This is a genomic window from Salinisphaera sp. C84B14 (genome assembly GCF_040361435.1).
Lineage (GTDB): Bacteria > Pseudomonadota > Gammaproteobacteria > Nevskiales > Salinisphaeraceae > Salinisphaera.
This window is the reverse complement of record NZ_APNL01000009.1, coordinates 1-20,925: the sequence shown is the minus strand read 5'-3', so window position 1 is coordinate 20,925 and position 20,925 is coordinate 1. Positions and strand designations below refer to the sequence as shown.

The following is a 20,925-nucleotide window of genomic DNA, read 5'->3' as shown; positions in this document are numbered from 1 at the left end:
CAGGGGGTTGGCAATGTCGATACAACTCAAGCGTATCTACGATTCCGTAGCGGACGACGACGGCCGCCGCCTGCTGGTGGACGGCATGTGGCCGCGCGGCGTCAAGAAGACCGATGCCGCGCTCGACGACTGGTACAAATCGGTCGCGCCGTCGAGCGAGCTGCGGCGCTGGTTCGGCCACGATCGCGATCGCTGGGAGACATTTCGCGAAAGCTATCGCGCCGAGCTGGACGACTCCGACAACGAGGATCTCGACGCCCTGCGTGAAATCGTGGCCCAGGAAGACGAAGTGACCCTGCTGTTTGCCGCGCGCGATACCGAATGCAACCACGCGGTAGTGCTCAAGAATTGGCTGGAAGACGCCGCATGAGCGACCCGGCCGGCCTGGACGACGCCGAACGCGTTCGCGACGCCTGTATCGAAGCCGCGCTTGCCGGCTACGAGGACGCCGCCATGGCCGGCCTCTGCGGGGAAGGCGCCTTGGAGATGGCGATCAGCGCGATACGCCGTCTCGACATGGCCGAGGTGATTGGCAACAGCGATGCCGCCGCGGCCGACAGTACCCATAAGCCGTAATAGCGCAGGCGCGTAGCCGCGGCGCGTGCGGACAGGCATGAAAAAGCCCGGGCCGCATACGGCGTGCCCGGGCTTTGAAACGACGCGCGCGCGTCGGTCGCGCTATTTGCTCTGGTAGTACTGCATCAGAATCTCGGCGACTTCCGGGCGCGAGAATTCTTCCGGCGGGGCGATACCGTTGCCCAGCATTTCACGCACCTTGGTGCCGGACAGGATCACGAAGTCTTCCTTGGTGTGATCGGGCACGTCGCGCATCATCACCACCTTGCCGAGTTTCTTCGAAAACGCGGTGTGGTCGGCGGCGAAGATCTCGATATCCAGGGCGTCGTCGGGTACGCGTTCCTCGAAGATCTTCTGGGCATCGAAGGGGCCGAAGAAATCGCCCACGCCGGCATGGTCGCGGCCGACGATCAGATAGGAGCAGCCGGCGTTCTGGCGGAACACGGCATGCAGCACGGCCTCGCGGGGGCCGGCATAGAGCATGTCGAAGCCATAGCCGGTGATCATCACCGAGTTCTTGGGGAAGTAATGATCCACCATCGTGCGAATGGCGGCATCTCGCACGTTGGCCGGAATATCGCCGGGCTTGAGCTTGCCCAGCAGCATATGCACGAGAATGCCGTCGGCGCCGGTGGCTTCCATGGCCATCTTGCACAGTTCTTCATGGGCGCGGTGCATGGGGTTGCGGGTCTGGAAGGCCACGACCTTTTCCCAGCCGCGTTCGGCGAATTCGTCGCGAATCGACTGCGCGGTACGGAAGGTATCGGGGAAATCCTTCTCGAAATAGCTGAAGTTCAGCACCTGGATCGGCCCGTGCACGACATGGCGGCCAAGCGATTTGAAGGTGGCCACGCCGGGGTGTTCTTCGTCGGTGGTGGTGAAGATCTGCTCGAGCAGCGTGTTCAGCTCGTCGTCGCTGAATTCGTCGACGCCCTCGATGTCCTGCACCGCGATCACCGGGTTGCCCTCGACGTTGGGGTCGCGCAGGGCGATACGGGCCGCGCCCTTGATGGGCTCGATATCGTCGACCAGGTTGAGCACCGGCACCGGCCAGAACAGGCCGTCGCTGGTCCGCAGGTCGCGACCCACCGATAGCGCATCGGCCTTGCTCATGAAGCCGGTCAGCGGGTTGAAATAGCCGGCGCCGAGCATCACGGCGTTGGCCGCGGCGGCCGAGCTGACGGTGATCGCCGGCAGTTCGTGGGCTTCCTGTATGAGTTGCTCGCGGGCGGCCTCGTCGGCCACATACAGCGGGTTGAGCGTATCGGAACCGTGCGGTTTGATCATGTCGTCGCGCCTTGCGTTGTCGAATGGCAAAAACGGGTCGCATGACGCGCCGTGCGTGCCATGCATAACGGAAAACGCGGCTGTCGTGCCGCGTTTCGACCGTCAGGATTTTGCGGATTCTAACGTATTGCGGGCGCGATGCCCGTGACACAAGGGCGTATTAGGGAACCTCTGATCTATTCATCCACGGTCGCGTTTGAGTCCCAAAAGGCCGCGATACAAGGCGCATGGCGCCGCGTCATAGGCACTCTATGATCCAGCCATGCAACGCCGTAGCGCGGCCTTTTGGGCCAAACCGCGTAGCGGCCGGGCTTTTGCGCGCGCCTGAGCGGCGTTGCCGCTCGCTTATCTGCATTCAGCAAACGGCGCTCGCGGCGTCTTGTCAGACGCGCGCAAAAGACACCGGCGCGACCGTAGATGAATAGATCAGAGGTTCCTTAGGCCCTGGGCCACGCTCAAGGGGCGAAGTGTCGCGGCTACGAGCTCTTCTTGCTGGTGTCGTTTTCGCAGTTGTCCGTGCGGCATTCGCCGTAGAGCACCAGCGTATGCTTGGACAGGTCAAAACCGGATTTCTGGGCCACGTCGCGCTGACGCTGCTGGATTTCGGTATCGAAGAACTCCTCGATCTTGCCGCACTTCACGCAGATGAGGTGATCGTGCGGGCCCTGTTCGAGCTCGAACAGGGCATGGCCGTCCTCGAAATGATGGCGAATCACCAGGCCCGCGTCCTCGAACTGGGACAGCACGCGATAGATCGTGGCCAGGCCGATGTCCTCGTCTTCGGCCATGAGGCGGCGATAGACGTCTTCGGCCGAGAGATGATCCTCCCGGTTGTTTTGCAGCACTTCCAGGATCTTCAGGCGGGGTAGTGTCGCCTTGAGTCCGGCTTTGCGCAGATCGCTGGTTTCCATGCGTCGGCACCTCGATAAATCGCAGAACGGTCCGTTTGATAAGGACCGTCCGGGCGCTGAATGATTCAGCCCGGTCGGGGCGCTGCCTAGCGTGCGTGGTCGCGATCGTAGGTCAGCGCTCGGCCGATACAGCCTCGGCTAAGTTTACCTTCATGATAGGCCAGTTGGCCAGACACGAAAGTGCTCATGATGCGGCTTTGAAAGGTATGGCCGGCAAACGGCGACCAGCCGCATTTGGCCAGGATCGGTTCGTGATCGACCACGGTCTGTCCGCTCAGGTCCGCAATCACCAGATCGGCCCAGTAGCCTCCCCGAATATAACCCCGCTCGGCGATATCGAAGCGATCCGCCACATTATGCGCGCTCTTGGTCACCAGCTGTTCCAGGCTGAAATGCCCCGCACTGACGTGATCGAGTAGCGAAGGCATCGCATGCTGAACCAGAGGCAGCCCCGCCGGCGCGCCAAAGTAGGATTTTTCCTTCTCCGATAGCTGATGCGGTGCATGATCCGTGGCTAATACATCGATGCGGTCGTCGGCGACGGCTTTCAACAGGGCCATGCGATCGGCATGGGTCTTAATGGCCGGATTGCACTTGATCAGCGTGCCGCGGGCCGCGTAATCGCTGTCTTCGAAGAAAAGATGATGGGCACAGGCCTCGGCGGTGATCTGCTTGGGCCCCATGGCGCCGGCGTCGAACAGATCCAGCTCGTCGGCGGTGGTGATATGCAGGATATGCAGCCGTGCTCCGTGGCGTCGGGCCAGGTCGATCGCTTTCGACGAGGAGGCATAGCAGGCCTCGCGCGAGCGAATGACCGGGTGCTCGCTCATCGGCACATCCTCGCCGTAGAGCTCGCGCGCCCGGGCTGCGTTCGCCTCGATCATGGGCGTGTCTTCGCAGTGGGTGAGGATGGTCAGCGGCGAATGCTCGAAAATCTGTTCGAGCGCGGTGTCATCGTCGACCAGCATGCGCCCCGTGGAGGCGCCCATGAAGATCTTCACGCCGGCCGACAAGCGGGTGTCGAGCTTCTTGATTTCTTCGATGTTGTCGTTGGTGGCACCGAAGTGAAAACCGTAGTTCGCCGTGCAGCGCCCGTGCGCGAGCGCGTGCTTGGCCACCATGGCGTCGTGGTCGACGGTCGGCGGCTTGACGTTGGGCATGTCCATGAAGCTGGTGATGCCGCCGGCCACGGCCGCGGCCGATTCACTGGCCAGGTCGGCCTTGTCGGTCAGGCCCGGCTCGCGAAAATGCACCTGGTCGTCGATCATGCCGGGCAGCAGGTAGTGCCCGCCGGCATCGATGACTTCGACATCGGCCGGCGCAGCGATATGGCCGGCAATCTTCTCGATTCGCCCGTTACGAATCAGCACGTCGGCTTCGCGGCGCTGTCCTTCGTTCACGAGGCGGGCGTTCGCAATCAGGTAGTCGGTCATGCGGCGGGGCGGTAGGAATTTGCCCCCAGTTTATGACCTGTGGACGTTTCGTACGAGTCTACGCCCAGGGCTGCGGCCTGATTGTTGTCGGCAAACGGCTGTGCCGCTCGCGGCGCGGGCAGGCGCGGTGCGACGGGCGGCTAGGCCCTAGACAGATCGATCCCGCGCTCGGGCAGCATCACCGGAATCCCGTCGTCGACCCGATAGGCGGTATGGCGATCGGCGGTAACCAGGGCCTGTTCGAGCGGCGAGTCCACCGTGCTGTCGTCGGCATAGCGTGCCTGGCCGGCGCTTACGCGTTCGTTGAGTCGGGCCAGGGTGTCCTGATCGGCCAGCGTGACGGCCGCGCCCGATACCGGGCACACCAGAATATCCAGCAGTTTCTTGTCCACGATGGCCACTCGTTGCGATCCAGGCCGGCGATTCTAGCATCGGCGGGGCCCGGTTCGGGCGCTATTCAAGAATCGCGGCGCATGGCCGCTATCCGTTTTCAGGATATAAGCCGTGGGCCGGCGAGAGCATGTGCGCGGCGCGCAACGAGAATGCCATGCAACACGTGACCGGCCCCCTCATCACTGCCTACCGACAGCGTATCGACCCGCACATGGGCGCGGTGGCACTCCTGCTCATGCTGGTGTGTCTGGGGGTGGGGCTGGGCAGTGGCAGCATGCTGCTCGCGCTGGGCGTGCTCGTGCCAAGCGCGGCGCTCACCCTTCTGATTGTCTTCCTGGCGCCGGGTACGATGGCCAGCGCGCTGTTGATGGCGGCTCAGTTCGTCGTGCTCTCGGCCCTGCTCATAGACCAGACCGGCGGGCGCATCGAGGCGCATCTGAGTGTGTTCATCGCGCTTGCGGCGCTCGTCGCCTATGCCGACTGGCGCGTGCCGGTGGTGGGTGTGGCCCTCGCGCTCGTTCATCACGCGTTATTCGCTTACCTGCAATACCGGGGCCTGGTCACGCTCTATGCCCCATCGCTCGAGCCGACGGCGCTGCCGGTGCGATTCGCGATGCATGCCGGCGTGCTGGTGGCCTATGCCGGGGTGCTCGGCTATGTCGGGGCAACCCTGGGGCGCGCGGTACGCGATACTGCCGCCATCCAGGCGTTCGCCGAAGCGGCCGAACGCGGCACGCTGACCCAGGCATTCACCGCCGCGCAGCTGCAGCGCCCGGCGATCGCCGCCGTCGCCCGTCTGCAATCGCGCTTTTCGCAGCGGCTGGCCGCGGCCGGCAAGGCAGCGAACGCGGTTCGCCGGCTCAGCGGCGATGCCGCGCAGGCGCAGCAAAAGCTTCAGGTTCAGACCGAGCGCAGCGGCGTCCATATCGAGCGCATGGCCAGCAGCAATCGGACGCTGGCTACGACCAGCCGCCAGAGTACGGACCAGGCCGAGCAGGGCCACGCGCTGGCCACGAACGTGGGCGGCGCGCTCGATCAGAGCGCACAAAGCGTACAGCGCCTGGACGATACGATGGCACGGGTCGATGAAAGCGCGCGCGATATCGCGCGGCTTCTGGGCGAGATCGATGCGATCAGCGCCCAGACCAATCTGCTCGCGCTCAATGCCTCGGTAGAGGCCGCCCGCGCCGGCGAGCAGGGGCGCGGGTTCGCAGTGGTGGCCGGCGAGGTGCGCAAGCTCTCGCAGCGCAGCAGTGACATCGCCCGTTCAATTCGCGAGCGCGTCGAGCGTTCGCTCGGCCATGTCGAAACCGGGGTGGCCGATGTCGAGTGCGCGGCCGAGCGCATGCATGCCGTGGTGGCCGTGTTCGAACAGATCCAGCAGCGCCTGCACGAAATCAGCGCTTCAGGGCACCAGCAGCAGGACGGTATCGATGTGCTCGATGAAGGCATCCGCGCCATGCAACAGGCGATGGCTGCCTCGGCGCAATCGATCGAGAGCACGCAGGACGTCGCCGAGCGTTTGAATCGCGAAGCCGACATGCTCGGCGAGGCGATCGGTTATTTCCGTATCCCGGCCGAAGAGACAGCCGGGCCCGGCGGGCGACGCGAACGCCGGCATCGCCAGCGTCCGCCCAAGGAATCGGTCACCGAGTCGGTACGCCGCGGCGTATTGCCGACCTGAAGGCCGACCACAAGTCCATGCCGCGGCCGGCCATGGCGGCCGTGCAATGCGGCGGTATAAGCTGTAGCGGTCGTTCCACGTATACGATCGATCATGCGCGACGAGGTCAAGGACTATTACGGCCGCCAGCTCACCGGCAGCCAGGATCTGGCCACCACGGCCTGCTGCGATCAGGCCCCGCCTGAGCATCTCAAGCCGGTATTGGCGAAGCTCCATGACGAGGTGATCAGCCGCTACTACGGCTGCGGTCTGGTTGCACCGGCCGCGCTCGAGGGCATGCGTATTCTGGATCTGGGCAGTGGCAGCGGGCGCGATGTCTATCTGTTGTCGGCCCTGGTCGGCGAAACGGGCGAAGTCGTCGGTGTCGACATGACCGACGAACAGCTCGAGATCGCCTGCCGGCATCAGGATTATCATCGTCAGGCCTTCGGCTTCGAACGCTCCAACGTGCGTTTTCTCAAGGGCTATATCGAAGCGCTCGACGAACTCGATCTGGCGCCGGCGAGCTTCGATATCGTGATCTCGAACTGCGTGATCAATCTAAGTACCGACAAGGCCAAGGTGCTGGCCGACGTCAAACGGTTGCTCAAACCCGGTGGCGAATTCTATTTTTCGGATGTCTATGCCGATCGCCGCGTGCCGGCCGAGCTCGCACGCGACCCGGTGCTCTACGGCGAATGTCTGGCCGGCGCGCTCTATTGGAACGATTTCGAAAATCTCGCCCGTGCCAGTGGCTTTGGCGACCCGCGCCTGGTGGAATCGCGGCGCCTGGGCATCGACAACCCGGCCATCGAAGCGCGGCTTGGCAATATCCGTTTCTATTCGGCGACCTATCGGCTGTTCAATATCGATGCCCTGGAGCCGGCCTGTGAGGATTACGGTCAGGCCGTGATCTATCAGGGCACGCTCGCCGACATGCCGCACGCCTTCGTGCTCGATGGCCACCACAGGATCGAAACGGGCCGGGTATTTCCGGTATGCGGCAATACCTGGCGCATGCTCGCCGAGAGCCGTTTCGCGGCGCATTTCGAGTTCATCGGCAATTTCGATACCCATTACGGCATTTTCGCCGGCTGCGGCACGGCGCTGCCTTTCGATGAACAGATGCCTGCGACAGCCGAGGCCGGTGGCTGCTGTTAGCTCGGGGCCGGGTGGGCTGGCTTGGGCCGCCAGGCCGTAAGCGAACATGGAACGCCCGCCTCGGGATTGAAAGCGGTGGGAATCGAACCCGCGGGCTGCGTTCCCTGTTGGATTACGCTGCGCTAATCCAACCTACGCCCTTCGTTCGCGGGTGATCGTTATCGTCGTCGAATGGCGAGCCATCCTTTGATCGCTTGGTGTCCATCTGCGGACTTTGGTGGTCGTTAGGTGAGGCCGCGTAGGTTGGCTTAGGCCGACAGCCAACAGGTCACGGCTTCTGTGGCGCGTGCGAAAGACGCGGGTCGAATCGCGCGCTCTTATTCGCGCTTTTAGCGTTCGTTCGCGGACTTCCTCGTCCGCCGAAGCTCGCCAGAGTCAATAACTGCTCTTGAGCCCGACCACTGCGACCACGATTGCCAGCACGCACACCAGCCGGGCCGGGCGCGCCGAATCGCCCCAGAACAGGATACCCAGCAGCGTGCTGCCCACCGCGCCCACGCCGGTAAACACGCCGTAGGCCACGGCCATGGGAATGCTGTGCATCGCGTAATGCAGACAGGCCAGCCCCAGGCCGAAGCCGCCCACACCGAGCAGCAAGCCGGAAGCATAGATACGCCGCGTCAGGCGTTCGAAGCCGGCCACGCCCACGATTTCAAAGGCCCCTGCGCATAACAAGGCCAGCCAGCTCATGACGTGGCCTTCGCGCTCGAAGTGGCGGTGAGCTTGAGCCCGCAGATCGCCGCCAGCAGCAGGGTCAACCAGGCGAGCGCGGCCGGGTCGAAGCGCATGCCGAAGGCGAAGTGGTCCAGCAAGGCGGTGCCGGCTGTGCCCAGGCCGACGAACAGGATATAGACCGTGGTGGCGGCCAGCCGGCGTGCCGCGAGCAGGGCCAGGCCGAAACTGGCGATGACGCAGCCACCGGTCGCAGCCCAGTCGATGATGCTATCGGCGGCATTGAGTCCGAAAATCCAGCCGACTTCCGCAGCGGCGGCCAGAACCAGCCAGATCAGGTTTTGCATCGTTCGCTCCTGCTAACTAACGGTCGTTAGTATAAGCCAGCGCGGTCGAACTGCAAGGGCCGGTGCGGCCTGGTTCGCTCGCGCTAGAATGGCTGCGATGAACGACGCCGCTGCATCCACCGCCGAACGGATCGAAAAAACCGCCCTCGCGCTGTTCGCACGCCAGGGCTACGAAGCCACCACGCTCGCGCAGATCGCCGACGGCGTGGGTATTCGCAAGCCTTCGCTGTACAACCATATCGACAGCAAGGCGGCGCTGTTTCTGGCCCTGGTCACCCAGGTGGAGGCAGCTTTCTTCGTGGTTCAGGATGCAAGTCTGGCCCGGCATGCCGAGGCCGATGTAAAGACCCGGCTGCACGCGCTCGTCGAGGACTTGAGCGCCTTTATCTTCACCGAGTCCCAGGGGGCGTTCTACAAGCGCTGCCTGTTGTTTCCCCCGGAGCCGCTGGCCGCGCAGATCCGCGAAATCAACGCGGCCAACGAACGCCGTATCGACCGTGCCCTGCGTGACCTCTACCTACAGGGCCAGCGCGAGGGCTGTTGGTGGGCGATTGGGGAGCGGGCTTTTCTGGACGCGTTCTACTGCCTGATGGACGGCCTATACAGTCAGCGCTTCATCTACGACGAGGCGGAATATCGACGCCGGCTGGCTTCGAGTTTGGCTGTCTTCTGGGCCGGGCTCGTACACGCGCACGATTGAAGCCCGGTTTGGTTCTACTTTACCCGTATGGTAAAAATGTAATGTTATTTCATTTTATTTATCAGTCGGGGATCTCATGCGGGGGAATCATCAGTACGGGCCGGTCGCGGTACAGCGGCCGTGGCGGCGTTCGGCCGTCTGTCTTGCATTGCTGTGCGTGCCGGCGTCGGCCTGGGCGGCCGGTAACGACGCCGACACGCTCGCCTTGCCCGGCCAGGGTGCCAAGCAGCAGGCACTGGGCCCGATTTCGGTGACCGGCGCGCCGCTGCCGGGCAGTCCGTTGTCGCAGGCGGCGGATGTCGACGTGGTGGAATCCGACGATATCGAAGCCAAGGGCGCGACCAATCTCGGCGAGGCGGTCGAGGACCTGGCCGGCGTGGATTCGATCAGCACCGGCAACAGCGTGGGCAAGCCGGTGATTCGCGGCCTGTCCGGCGAGCGCATCAAGATTCTGTCGAATGGTGTGGGCGTCGATCACCAGCAGTACGGCGTGCGCCATATGCCCACCACCGACACGTTCCTGATGGATCGGGTGGAAGTCGTGCGCGGTGCCTCGAGCGTGCTTTATGGATCGAGCGCGCTGGGCGGCGCAATCAACCTGCTGCCCCCGGCCATTGCCTGGGACACGCCGGTGCAAGGCGAGGCGCTGACCCGCTATGCCACCAACAACGGTCAGTGGGATACGGGCGTGAAGGCCACCGGCGGCAACGGCCGCTTCGGTTACGCGGCCGGGCTCATCCGGCGCAGCGCGGGTAATATCGAAACGCCCGACGAAACGACCTATTTCCCGCCGCCGCCGGCCGAGCGGTTTCGCGACGCGCCGGCCTATACCGGCACGCTCGGCTATACCGACTTCAATCAGGTCAACGGCGATTTCGCGCTGGGCTATCGCGACGACGACGGTGGCGAATGGACCGCGCGCTACTCGCGCTACAACGACGAGCACAATTTTCTACTGCCGCCGCCTGCGGGCAACCTGCCGCCGGCCGCCGGTGAAGAAGGCGTGGGTCAGTACATCGACAACGAGCAGGTCGAGCTGGCCGGTAACAAGCAGGCCGGTGGCATCACCTGGAAGCCCAAGCTCGTCTGGCAGAACAATCGGCGCCGCTCGAACGCTGCCGGCACGCCCCGCGCGGCCGGTTTCGATAACGCCATCGATATCGAATTCGACCAGTACACGGCGCGCCTGGAAGGCCAGCACGGCCCGGTGCTCGGCCTGGACGGCGGCACGGTGGGTATCGAGTACGTGAACAAGGATCAGGTGTCGCGTGGCACCACCCAGCTGTCGCCGGGCGGCACGGTCGAGAACGCGGCGATCTTTGCCTTCGAGGAGAAAGGCGTCGGCGACCTGCTGCTGCAGGCCGGCCTGCGCTACGACCACCACGAGATCGAGGGTAATGCCTCCAAGACGGCGAACCCGTCGCAGAGCGTGCTCGATGCCGATACGCAATCCTATGATGTGGTGACCGGCTCGCTCGGCGGGATCTACAGTCTGACCGACCGTCTGTCGGTCGCGGCCAACGTTGGCCGCGGGTTTCGTGCGCCGAGCCTGTTCGAGCTGTATGTCGCCGGCCAGCACGGCGGCGTGGCGGCATTCCAGCAGGGCAATGCCGATCTCGACGAGGAAACCTCGCTCAATACCGATCTGTCGCTGCGCTGGGCCTCGGGTACGCTGCGTGCCAAGGCCACCGTGTATCGCAATGCCATCGACGACTACATCTTTCTGGCCAACACCGGCGAGACGATCAACGGCCTGCCGGTGGCGGCCTACAACCAGGCAGACGCCAAGCTCACCGGCGCCGAGTTGTCCATCGAAAAGGATATCGGCAGCTGGATGACGCTCAGCGCTGCGGCCGCCACCGTGGACGGCGAGCGCAGGGACAACGGCGACGAGCTGCCGCTGCTGCCGGCCGATAATGTCCGTCTGGGCGCCGAGTTCACGCCTGCCAGCGACGGCTGGATTCAGGACCCGAGAGCATCGGTAACGGTTCGCTACTACGCCTCCAAGGACGCCGCCCCCGGCGAGCCCTTCGCCCAGTTCGACGATGCGCCGTTCGGGTCGGCCTCCACCGACGACTACTACCTGGTCGATCTCGGCGCCGGCTTTTCGCCCGAGGTGGCGGGGCAGACGGTGCATCTCGATGTCGCCATCAACAACCTGCTGGACGAGGACTACCGCGGTTTTCTGGATACCTATAAAGGCTATGCGCTGTCGCCGGGCCGCGATGTGCGTCTGACCGCACGTGTTCCGTTCTAGACGTGATGCGTATCGACACCCGGTCCGGCAGGCGTGCGGCCGGCCCATCGAGCGCGGGCGGCCCGCGCAACTGCAGTCGCGGTCGTAACCCGTGATGACGCAATCGGCAGTGGATGCGCCGGTCGATCGCTCCGGGCGCAGCGCCGGCTACACGATCGCGGCGGTTTTTATCGTCGCGGTCGGCTTTGCGGCACTCACGGGCTATACGAAGGTCGCCTCGATCGCCCTGATTGCCTGCGTGGCCATGCTGGCCGGCGGCGTGCTCGGCTATCGGACCCAGGGCACGAGCGCATTCTGGCAGGCCCTGGACGGCGTGGCCGGCGGGGCGATGATCGCGGCCGCCTGTATCCTGCTGTTGCCCAAGGCCGTGTCCCTGGATGCGGGCCTGGCGGGTGTGGGCGTGTCGTTCGGCCTGCTGTTCGGTCTGGCCCTGCATCGTGCCTGTCGTTTCCAGGCCTGGCGCCCCGGGGCGCTGGGCGAATCCAGCCTGCTTGCGTTGACCGTGCATTCGGCCGGGGCGGGCGTGGTGATCGGCATGCTGTATGCGCAGACGCCTGGCCTGGGGTTATGGGTGGGCAGCGTCATCGTGGCCCACAAGTTCCCGGCCGGCTATGCGGTAGCAAGGCGTCTGCGCGCCAACGGCGGCGCGCTGGCCGGTATCCTGCTGCCGGCCTGTGCGGTGGGCATCGTCGCCGTGCTCGCGGCCATGACCACCGGCGTGTTGCCGCCCTCGGTCGGGGTGGGGGCGCTCGCCCAGGGCCTGGCTGCCGGGATCTTTCTGCATGTGGGTCTGGAATGCGTCGCCCTCGAGGGTCCGGCCTCCGCTAGGCCCGACACGCCGGGCTGGCATATCTGGTTGCCGGTCGCGCTCGGCATTCTTCTCATGCTTGTCTTGAAGCTCGCGATGGGGTGAGCGCCAAGGCCGGCGAGTGACCCGCTTGACAGCTTCTATATAGTTTATTTGTTATGTTATAACGTAGATAAATTATGACAGAAGACGAACTCCGGGCCATGCCCGACAGCCAGTACATGAGTCCGGATCAGCTCGCGTTCTTTCGCGGGCGCCTGTTGCGGCTGCGCGAAGAAGTGCTCGTACGCGAGCGGGATATTCGCGTACGGCTCAATGAAAACCTCACGTTCGCGGATCCGGGCGACCGCGCCCTGGCCGAAGAGGCGCGCTGGCTCGATCTGCGCCTGCGGGATCGCGAAGCCCAGCTGCGCAACAAGATCGATGCCTCGCTAAAGCTGATCCGCGACGGCGACTACGGCTGGTGCGAGGTCTCCGGTGAGCCGATCGGTATCGAGCGCCTGCTGGCCCGTCCGACCGCCACCACCTGTGCCGACGTCAAGACCGACGCCGAGCTGCGCGAGCGCGCGTTTCGCGCGGCGCGCTGAATACCCCCACACGCTTTCAAAAAGGATTGGATATGCGCGATACACGCCTGCCGGTCACCGTGCTTTCGGGCTTTCTCGGCGCGGGCAAGACCACCGTACTCAACCACGTGCTCGCCAACCGCGACGGCCTGCGCGTGGCGGTCATCGTCAACGATATGAGCGAGATCAATATCGATGCCGCCCGTATTCGCGATAGCGGCGCGTTGTCGCGCGTCGACGAGAAGCTGGTCGAATTTTCCAACGGCTGCATCTGCTGCACGCTGCGCGACGATCTGCTGGCCGAGGTCACGCGGCTGGCACGCGAAGAGCGCTTCGACTATCTGCTGATCGAATCCACCGGTATCTCCGAGCCCATGCCGGTCGCGGCCACATTCGCGGTGCGCGACGAAGAAGGCTTCTCGCTGGCCGACGTGGCACGTCTGGACACCATGGCGACCGTAGTCGATGCCGCTGCGCTGCTGGCCGACTACGAAAGCGCGGACTTCATCGCCGATCGCGGCGAGTCGCTGGGCGAAGAAGACGAGCGCAGCGTGGTGGATCTACTCGTCGACCAGATCGAGTTTGCCGACGTCATCGTGCTCAACAAGATCGACCTGGCCACGCCGGAACAACGCCGTGCGGCGCGCGGTGTGATTGCTGCGCTCAACCCGGCCGCGCAGGTGGTCGAGGCCGAACACGGCCGCATCGCCACGGGCGATATCGTCGGCACCGGGCGCTTCGATTTCGATCGCGCGGCGATGTCGGCCGGCTGGGTACGCGAACTGCAGGGCGTACATACGCCGGAGACCGAAGAATACGGCATCAGCAGCTTCGTCTATCGGCGTCGCCAGCCTTTTCACCCCCAGCGTCTGCTCGATCTGTTCCATTCGGACTGGCCCGGCGTGCTGCGCAGCAAGGGCTGGTTCTGGCTGGCCACGCGGCCCGACTTTGTTGGCGAAATGGCCCAGGCCGGTGGCGCGCTCACGCATCAGGCGATTGGCCTGTGGTGGGCCAGCGACCGGGCCGGGCAGGCGCCGGAAGACGCCGAAGCACGGGCCACCGTCGATGCCCTGTGGGATCCGCTCTACGGCGACCGGCGCCAGGAAATCGTGATCATCGGCATGGGCATGGACGAAGCGGCGCTGATCGAGCGTCTGGATGCCTGTCTGCTGACCGAGGCCGAATGCATGGGCGGGCCCGAGATGTGGCGCGAATTCGACGACCCGTTCCCCCGTTGGCAGCTTGCTGCCCATTGATCAACGGTCGTCCGTCTGTCCCGGCGTTCGTTTCCTCGCGGCGCCGGGGCCTTTTTATATGAACGAGATAATGGCCACCTGCCTGCGGGCTCGGAACAGTCAGCTGCTATGACTGCGGGCGAAACGCCGGGCGGGGTGAATCATTCGACGCGTACGAAATGCCCATCCACAAACTTGAGTGCCAATGAGCGCTCTGCATTCTTGTTCAGTATGGAATGCTGGAGCCGGCTCGAATCCTGGGCCACCAAGACTTTATCGCGACCGGGTTTTTTACGACTCAGTCCGGGAATGAATTGACTGTCCAGATCGACAAAGGAAAGGACCTGCGTATCCGCATCGAACGACATGTGTTGCCGATACGAATTCGGCCTGCGTGCATCGTAAATCGACGCCTCGAGTAACGGATAGCGTTCTTTGAAGGCCGGATAGTCGAGCTTCAGCTCATCGCCCTCGAAAGCAATGACCAGCGCCGTGATATACGCTGGCTCACGGTTGCCCGCCTGGTCGCCGAGTAGCAGATACAGCTCTTCGTCGGCCGGCTGCAGCTTATGGATTGCCCTGACCTCGGCCTGTGCACCCTCCTGGCGTACCTGTGGCCACTCGCCGTCCATTTTGTAGAGGCTGCGTGCGCCCCAGGAACCGTTGGCCTTGCGCCACTGAATGATCGGATAGACATTGATCGCGTAACAGTTCTGCCCGGAGCATTCCTGTTGCTCGTATCGGACGTGCTGGAAGCTGTTCTGGTGCCAGAGCGTCGCCACATGGATCGCGCGATCCGACTGCTGCCATGACACCTGGCGCAGATGTTGTTGGTTGTCGGGCTGCAAGTCCTCGATCAATGCCGGTAGCGCCACCTCGTGCGCGCGCTCGATCAGCGCGTCGGTGATACGGGCCGCCAGTTTTTCCTGTTCGGGCGGATACCCATTGCTGACCATTTCTTCGATCAACGCATTCACGTCCGGTTGGGCGACGGCGCTGGTGGCAAGGAAAAACAGCGCGAACGGGATCACGAGTCGAAGCGTCATTGGACGGGCCCGGGTTGTATGCCTTGTTCCGGCCACCGTCGGCACGCGGCGACCGAAACTCATTGATAAACGGGCTTTATACAGCAGGCGCGAGGGATATCGGGGATACCGTGTTCGAGCGCGCTGGACAGGCGGCCTCGCCGCGCAGCCATCGTTCCAGAACGGCGCACACGCGAAGTGCGTCGCTATGCCGAGGCCTCCAGCGCGGCCAGAATGCCCGCCAGCGAGTCGCGCGGAATATCGCGGGTGATGAATACCAGCCGCGAGCGCCGGTCGTCGTCGGGCCAGGCGTCCAGCCAGGTCATGGGGTGGAAAATATGCTGTACCCCGTGGATGACGGCGGGTCGGGCTTCGCCGGCGATATGGATCAAGCCCTTGATACGCAGCATGCGCTCGCCCATGAGCGACACCATCAGCTGCAGCCAGACCTCGAGGCGATCGGCGTCGATGGGCGTATCGAAGGTAAAGCAGTGCGCCCGAACCCGATCATCGTGGCGATTCGGATCGTTGGCCACCGGTGTCGGCATGAGCGTCGATGTCGGCGATGCCACGGCTGCGCCCAGACGCAGTCCGGTCGCGGCGCCGGGCTGCGGCGTATTCTTGGCGGGTGCGGTGCCCAGCCAGCGTTCGATATCTGCACCGTGCGCGCGCTGCGGGTCGATACCCAGGTCGGTCAATTCGCTGGCATCGACATGGCCGTGGGTCACCGTCATCTGGCGGGCGCCGCTGTTGAGCGCGCCGAGCCGTGCGCGCAGATTCGCCAGCGTGTCGGCCGCGGTGAGATCGGCTTTGGTAATTAACAGTAGATCGGCCATGGCGGCCTGCTTCATTGCCTCGTCGTGCGCATCGAGGCTGGCCTGCCCGTGGACGGCATCAACGCAGGTCACCACGCCGTCCAGCCGATAGGCGCGGGCGATACGGGCGTCGGTCATCAGGGTATGCAGAATGGGCGCCGGGTCGGCCAGGCCGGTGGTTTCGATTACCAATCGATCGAAAAAGCGTTCGCCCTCGCGGGCGAAACGCCAGGTGGCATCCCGCAGGGTGCGCACCAGATCGCCGCGCACCGTGCAGCACAGGCAGCCACTCTCAAGCGCGACAGGCTCGGTTTCGCGGCTGGCGCTGAACAGCTGATGGTCCAGGCCTATTTCGCCGAACTCGTTGATCACGACGAGCGTCCGGTTCATGCCGGGCTGGCGTACCAACCGATTGAGCAGCGTGGTCTTGCCGCTGCCCAGAAAACCGGTCAGCAGCGTGATAGGGATCGGGGTATCAGTGGATGCGGGCATTAGCGGTGATCGTTGAGCATAGTGCAGCGCCCAGCCCTATCCACGCGGCGAGTCGGCCGCGTTCAGCTCGGCGCCGGCGCGTTCGAACCAGCCGATGACCGCACGATGGTGTGCCGGTCCGTAGACTGCGATGAACCGTCGGGTGGCGTCATCGTTGTCATCGCGCAGTGCGTGCAGCCGTTGTTCTATATAGGCCGGCGTGAGTGCCATGCCGCAGTCGACCGTGATGCAGTGTCGCCACTGTTCGTAGGTGCGGGGAACGAGGTCGTTATGCGATGCCATGGCGGCCTCTTGCAGCAGGTTGTCGATAGGATAAGTTCAGCGATGCGCTGCGCGGTGCAAAAGCCCGCCGCATGGTGCATGCGACGGGCCGGTTCGCGACCTGGCAGGTCAGGCGGGTTCGACCACCGCGTTGCTGGACGTGACGAGTTCGCCCGGCAGATCCGGGGTGAGGGTTTCGTCGCGATAGTGAATCACCGAACGGATGGCCTGGCCGGTACGCAGCAGTTCGAAGGCCGTGTTGACCTGCTCGTGGTCCATGTTGTGGGTGATGTATGGATCCACGTCGATGGTGCCGTTAAGCCATTCGTCGACCATGCCGGGCAGCTCGGAGCGACCCAGTACGCCGCCGAAGGCGGAGCCGCGCCAGACCCGGCCGGTCACCAGCTGGAACGGGCGGGTCGAGATCTCCTCGCCGGCCCCGGCCACGCCGATGATGATGCTCTCGCCCCAGCCCTTGTGGCAGCACTCCAGGGCCGCGCGCATCAATTCCACGCTGCCCACGCACTCGAAGGAGAAGTCCACGCCGCCGTTGGTCATATCGATGACGACTTCGTGCAGCGGCTCGGAATAGTCGCGCGGGTTGATGCACTCGGTCGCACCGAGCGATTCGGCCAGGGCGAACTTGTTGGGGTTGATGTCGATGCCGATGATGCGTCCGGCACCCTGGAGTACCGCGCCCTGGATGACCGCCATGCCGACCGCGCCGAGGCCGAATACGGCGACCGTATCACCGGGCTGCACCTTGGCCGTATTGCGTACCGCGCCGACGCCCGTGGGCACGGCACAGCCCATTACGCAGGCCTTGGACAGCGGTGCGGCCGGGTCGATTTTGGCGACCGCGATCTCGGGCAGTACGGTGTATTCGGCAAACGTCGACGTGCCCATATAGTGGTGCAGCATCTGCCCGCGATAAGAAAAGCGGCTCGTGCCGTCCGGCATCAGCCCCTGGCCCTGGGTCTTGCGGATGGTCTGACACAGATTGGTCTTGCCCGATTTGATGTAAGGGCAGTTCGGATCTTCCGGCTGGTAGAGCGGAATGACGACGTCGCCTTCCTTGACGGACGTGACGCCCTTGCCGACATCTTCGACGATACCGCAGCCTTCGTGGCCGAGAATGCAGGGAAAATTACCTTCCGGATCGCGCCCCGAAAGGGTGAACATATCCGTATGGCAAAGACTGGTGGTGACGATACGCACCAAAACTTCCCCCGCCTTGGGGCCTTGTAGATCGACCTCTTCGATCTCGAGCGGGGTGTTGGGCGCCCAGGCGATGGCAGCACGCGTTTTCATTTGCAAACCCTTGGGTTCTGTTAAGGACGTTATAACATAGCAATCTTGTCAACCACGCTGACCATGCGGCCTTACAGGGGGCGGTGCGTGCAGCGGCAGCCGGGCCGGTGCCTGACGCCCGGCAATGCCGACCCGCGCTAGCGGTTGACGACTCGGGCGTCGGTCAGCCGGTAGAGCAGGCCGTCGTCGGTCTGGGTTTCGGCCTGGAGCGTGCCTTCGACCACAACCGGCTCCCAGGTCATGTCCATGGCGCGCTGGGTGTGCACGTCCACAACGGTGGCCGGGCCGCCCGGCATATGAAAGAAGCACACCGGCGGGTTGGCCGAAAGGATGAAGCGAGTCTGGGTCGTGGACATCTGCATGGGCAGCATGTAGCCGACCAGACGCACGGTCTGGCCGAAGCGCTCTTTCAGCGCCGCCGGGTAGATGGCGGATACCCGAAACTGTTCGTCGTAGTCGATCTGGGCCTGCATGAGCGCCGCCCAGCCGAGCACGTTATCGCTGTCGTCGATGCCTTCCAGCGCGCTGGCATAGTCATCCACTGCGTCGGGTTCACGCACGTCGAGGCCGATCTGGGTGGACACCGGCCCGGCCGACACCGTGAGCGTATCGCGCCCTAGGGAGCGGGCTACCAGGGCCAGGTCGGTATAGCCGCCGTCACGCGTTACCGGCTTCGGGCCGACCAGTTCGTTATCTCGGGTAGAGCTTAAGCTGATAGGTACATCGTCGAGCAGCTCGCCGTCGGCGTCGCGCACCTCGGCGGCCAGGTAGACGATATCGTTCTGAATGGCCGGAATCACGGGCGCGCCGTCGCTGGGGGCGAGCTGTTCGTAGATCAGGTCGATGGACGCCGGTTCATTCGCCCAGGCGGTGCTGGCGATCAGCGCGATCGCCAGGCCTATCAGCAGGCTGCATCCGTGTGCACGCCGATTCATTCGCCGGCCAGCGTACGGGCGATATCCACGCGATAGGCCTGGATCGCCGGCAGCAGTGCGGCCAGCAGGCCCACGATCACGGCCATGGCCAGAAGCCCCCATTCCGCGGGCTGCCACGCCCAGCCGGTCAGATGAAACAGTTGTGCGTCCTGCAGCCATAAACCCAATCCTTCGGTCACCAGATGTCCGATCAACAAGCCCAGTGTGACACCGCCCATCGCCAGCATCTGACCTTCGAGCAGGATATGGCGCAGAAGTTGTGCGCGCGACGCACCGAGCGAGCGCATCATGGCCAGGTCGACGCGGCGGGCGCGCAGCGCGTTGTACAGGGCCACGAATACACTCAGCGCGGCCGCTGCAATCATCAGCCCGGCGAAGGCGGCCAGCGTGTCCAGGCCGAAGCCGATCAACCCGAGCAGCCGGGTGATTTCGGCTACCGGCGCAGCCGCCTGCAGGCTGGATACACGGTTGATCAGCCGTGGCAGGGTCAGCCCCGCCAGCGGCGAGTCCGAGATCAGCAGCAGCGCGGTGATCTGGCGGCCCGTGGCAGGGAAGTCCGGGGCCAGGATCGACGGCAACGGAGTGTGATCCACCGCGGTGGGCGCGTTGTGGTGGGAGGCGCCATGCCCGTCGCCGGCATGATCGTCTTCGTGCTCGTGCTCGTGCTCGTGCTCATGGTCATGACCGGCTTCGTGCGCTGCGTCGTGGCCCGATGCGCCGTGTAGTGCCCAGACGCTGCGCACGTCGGTGAGCGCCAGGCGGTCGATCACGCTGCGCGTGGGCGCCAGTACGCCGACCACGCGGTAGCGGGCATGCTCGTGGTTGTGTCCGCTGGCGGCAAAACCATGCACGCCCGCAAAGGTATCGCCCACCGCCAGTCCGGTCGCGGCCGCGACCCGGGCGCCCAGTACGGCTTCCATTGGCGCATGCCAGCTGCGGCCGTTGGCGATCTCGGCGTCGTAGAGCGCCGGGAAGTCGTCGCTCGTACCCACGATACGAAAGCCCTGCACGCTGTCGCCGAGCGCGACCGGCATAGCGCGGTCGACCAGCCGATGCCGGGACCATCGCCGTGCCTCGGCAAGATCGATATTCCCGGTGGGCGTATCGATATGGTAGATGCCCGACAGAATCAGCTGCAGTGGCGAGCCCTTGGCACCCACCACAAGATCGATCCCGCCGGCATCGCGGACCAGATTGTCCTTGAGCTGGGTGGATGCCAGCAGTAGCACCACGATGATGGCACTACCCAGCGCCAGCAGAAACACGTTCAACGCGGCCGTGAGTTTCTGGTGGCGCAGATAGGCCAGGCTCAGGCGCCACAGATTCATGCGACCACTCCGGCTTCGCCGAGCATGAGCCGGCGCTCAAACCGATCGGCCAGGCGACGATCATGGGTGGTCACCATCAGCGCGGCGCCGGCCGCACGGGCCCGCTCGATCAACAGCGTGGCCACACGCTCGGCGTTGGCGTCGTCCAGGCTGGAGGTGGGCTCGTCGGCCAGAATCAGCCGCGGCTCGTTGACCAGCGCACGGGCCAGCGCCACGCGTTGTCGTTGGCCCTGGCTGAGTTGTGCCGGATAGCTGCCCTTGAACGCGGCCAGGCCGACACGATCGAGCGTTTCATCGATACGCGCGGCATCGGGCGCGAGGCCGGCGAGATAGCGCGCCAGGGCCAGATTGTCGGCCACCGACAGGGCCGCGATCAGGTGCAGGCTCTGGTAGACCAGCCCGATATGGCGGCCGCGAAAGCGATCGCGCGCGGACTCGCGCATGGCGGCCAGCGATTGATCGCAAACCCGGATATCGCCGCGTGTCGGGGTGAGCACGCCGGCCAGCAAATGCAGCAGCGTCGACTTGCCGCTGCCGGACGGCCCGAGGATGGCCAGTTGTTCGCCGGCTGCCACGTCCAGGCGCTGTAGGCGTACGACGGGCACGTCGGTATAGCAGTGCTCCAGATCGCGAATACAGAGCATGGATTAATAAAGAAGGCCAGGGATGCTATAACGTTACATATTTTAAGCCCGGATGTCTGCCGATTTCGGCATCCCGCGCCCAAAAAAAGGTTCATCGCACATTAC

General features: G+C 64.4%; 22 protein-coding genes. 9 read left to right on the top strand and 13 right to left on the bottom strand.

The features are described 5' to 3' along the window. Positions 1-13 precede the first annotated feature (13 nt). Complete coding sequence (locus C84B14_RS09410) at positions 14-370, top strand: DUF488 domain-containing protein (protein ID WP_353223610.1); 357 nt, start codon at positions 14-16, stop codon at positions 368-370. Beyond that, positions 367-576, top strand: coding sequence for an acetyltransferase (locus C84B14_RS09405; protein ID WP_353223608.1), 210 nt, complete (start codon positions 367-369; stop codon positions 574-576). Before C84B14_RS09410 ends, C84B14_RS09405 begins: the two co-directional genes overlap by 4 nt. A 102-nt stretch (positions 577-678) precedes the next feature. On the opposite strand, the gene sat is transcribed toward C84B14_RS09405, so the two are convergent. The 4 genes from sat to C84B14_RS09385 all read right to left on the bottom strand — a co-directional run bounded on the left by sat (position 679) and on the right by C84B14_RS09385 (position 4,599). Beyond that, positions 679-1,863 carry a sulfate adenylyltransferase gene (gene sat, locus C84B14_RS09400; RefSeq protein ID WP_353223606.1) on the bottom strand — a complete coding sequence of 395 codons (1,185 nt, stop codon included), beginning with the start codon at positions 1,861-1,863 and terminating at the stop codon, positions 679-681. Positions 1,864-2,339: 476 nt separating this feature from the next. Next, positions 2,340-2,774 (bottom strand): ferric iron uptake transcriptional regulator, encoded by a 435-nt coding sequence (gene fur, locus C84B14_RS09395; RefSeq protein ID WP_348767428.1) that lies wholly within the window; start codon positions 2,772-2,774, stop codon positions 2,340-2,342. Positions 2,775-2,860: 86 nt separating this feature from the next. Beyond that, positions 2,861-4,207, bottom strand: coding sequence for a dihydroorotase (locus C84B14_RS09390; protein ID WP_353223604.1), 1,347 nt, complete (start codon positions 4,205-4,207; stop codon positions 2,861-2,863). 140 nt (positions 4,208-4,347) lie between these two features. Further along, complete coding sequence (locus tag C84B14_RS09385) at positions 4,348-4,599, bottom strand: Trm112 family protein (protein ID WP_348767426.1); 252 nt, start codon at positions 4,597-4,599, stop codon at positions 4,348-4,350. Between the two features lie 155 nt (positions 4,600-4,754). On the opposite strand from C84B14_RS09385, the gene C84B14_RS09380 reads away from it, so the two are divergent. Both C84B14_RS09380 and C84B14_RS09375 read left to right on the top strand, forming a co-directional pair. Further along, positions 4,755-6,284, top strand: a complete 1,530-nt coding sequence (locus C84B14_RS09380) for a methyl-accepting chemotaxis protein (protein WP_353223602.1) — start codon at positions 4,755-4,757, stop codon at positions 6,282-6,284. A gap of 93 nt (positions 6,285-6,377) precedes the next feature. Further along, a complete protein-coding gene (locus C84B14_RS09375; protein WP_353223600.1) occupies positions 6,378-7,424 on the top strand; it encodes a methyltransferase domain-containing protein in 1,047 nt (348 codons plus the stop codon). Between the two features lie 375 nt (positions 7,425-7,799). Here C84B14_RS09375 and C84B14_RS09370 read toward each other — a convergent pair whose 3' ends face one another. Together C84B14_RS09370 and C84B14_RS09365 are read right to left on the bottom strand one after the other, a co-directional pair. Next, on the bottom strand, positions 7,800-8,114 hold the full coding sequence (locus tag C84B14_RS09370) for a DMT family transporter (protein ID WP_348767423.1): 315 nt from the start codon (positions 8,112-8,114) through the stop codon (positions 7,800-7,802). Beyond that, a complete protein-coding gene (locus tag C84B14_RS09365; RefSeq protein WP_353223597.1) occupies positions 8,111-8,443 on the bottom strand; it encodes an SMR family transporter in 333 nt (110 codons plus the stop codon). Before C84B14_RS09365 ends, C84B14_RS09370 begins: the two co-directional genes overlap by 4 nt. 97 nt (positions 8,444-8,540) lie before the next feature. On the opposite strand from C84B14_RS09365, the gene C84B14_RS09360 reads away from it, so the two are divergent. The 5 genes from C84B14_RS09360 (at position 8,541) to zigA (ending at position 14,030) form a co-directional block, all read left to right on the top strand. After that, positions 8,541-9,143: a TetR/AcrR family transcriptional regulator gene (locus C84B14_RS09360; protein WP_353223595.1), complete on the top strand. Its 603-nt coding sequence runs from the start codon at positions 8,541-8,543 to the stop codon at positions 9,141-9,143. A 76-nt stretch (positions 9,144-9,219) separates the two neighbouring features. Next, positions 9,220-11,400, top strand: coding sequence for a TonB-dependent receptor (locus tag C84B14_RS09355; protein WP_353223593.1), 2,181 nt, complete (start codon positions 9,220-9,222; stop codon positions 11,398-11,400). Positions 11,401-11,494: 94 nt separating this feature from the next. Further along, positions 11,495-12,313, top strand: coding sequence for a ZIP family metal transporter (locus C84B14_RS09350; protein ID WP_353223591.1), 819 nt, complete (start codon positions 11,495-11,497; stop codon positions 12,311-12,313). A 74-nt stretch (positions 12,314-12,387) separates the two neighbouring features. Continuing rightward, positions 12,388-12,795 carry a TraR/DksA C4-type zinc finger protein gene (locus C84B14_RS09345; protein ID WP_353223589.1) on the top strand — a complete coding sequence of 136 codons (408 nt, stop codon included), beginning with the start codon at positions 12,388-12,390 and terminating at the stop codon, positions 12,793-12,795. Positions 12,796-12,827: 32 nt separating this feature from the next. Further along, a complete protein-coding gene (gene zigA / locus C84B14_RS09340) occupies positions 12,828-14,030 on the top strand; it encodes a zinc metallochaperone GTPase ZigA (RefSeq protein ID WP_353223587.1) in 1,203 nt (400 codons plus the stop codon). Between the two features lie 140 nt (positions 14,031-14,170). Here the strand turns inward: zigA and C84B14_RS09335 are convergent, their stop codons facing one another. The 7 genes from C84B14_RS09335 to C84B14_RS09305 form a co-directional block, all read right to left on the bottom strand. Continuing rightward, positions 14,171-15,055 carry a hypothetical protein gene (locus C84B14_RS09335; protein ID WP_353223585.1) on the bottom strand — a complete coding sequence of 295 codons (885 nt, stop codon included), beginning with the start codon at positions 15,053-15,055 and terminating at the stop codon, positions 14,171-14,173. A 185-nt stretch (positions 15,056-15,240) separates the two neighbouring features. After that, complete coding sequence (locus C84B14_RS09330; protein ID WP_353223583.1) at positions 15,241-16,341, bottom strand: CobW family GTP-binding protein; 1,101 nt, start codon at positions 16,339-16,341, stop codon at positions 15,241-15,243. 36 nt (positions 16,342-16,377) lie between these two features. Then, positions 16,378-16,623: a hypothetical protein gene (locus C84B14_RS09325; protein ID WP_353223582.1), complete on the bottom strand. Its 246-nt coding sequence runs from the start codon at positions 16,621-16,623 to the stop codon at positions 16,378-16,380. Between the two features lie 108 nt (positions 16,624-16,731). Beyond that, positions 16,732-17,913 carry an S-(hydroxymethyl)glutathione dehydrogenase/class III alcohol dehydrogenase gene (locus tag C84B14_RS09320; protein WP_353223580.1) on the bottom strand — a complete coding sequence of 394 codons (1,182 nt, stop codon included), beginning with the start codon at positions 17,911-17,913 and terminating at the stop codon, positions 16,732-16,734. Positions 17,914-18,050: 137 nt separating this feature from the next. Continuing rightward, positions 18,051-18,848, bottom strand: a complete 798-nt coding sequence (locus C84B14_RS09315; RefSeq protein WP_353223579.1) for a DUF3299 domain-containing protein — start codon at positions 18,846-18,848, stop codon at positions 18,051-18,053. After that, entirely contained in the window at positions 18,845-20,176 is a 1,332-nt protein-coding gene (locus tag C84B14_RS09310) for an ABC transporter permease (protein WP_353223578.1), read from the bottom strand. Before C84B14_RS09310 ends, C84B14_RS09315 begins: the two co-directional genes overlap by 4 nt. Continuing rightward, the gene (locus tag C84B14_RS09305) at positions 20,173-20,820 is read right to left on the bottom strand and encodes an ABC transporter ATP-binding protein (RefSeq protein WP_353223576.1); all 648 of its coding nucleotides are present in this window, start codon (positions 20,818-20,820) and stop codon (positions 20,173-20,175) included. Before C84B14_RS09305 ends, C84B14_RS09310 begins: the two co-directional genes overlap by 4 nt. Between the last annotated feature and the right edge of the window lie 105 nt (positions 20,821-20,925).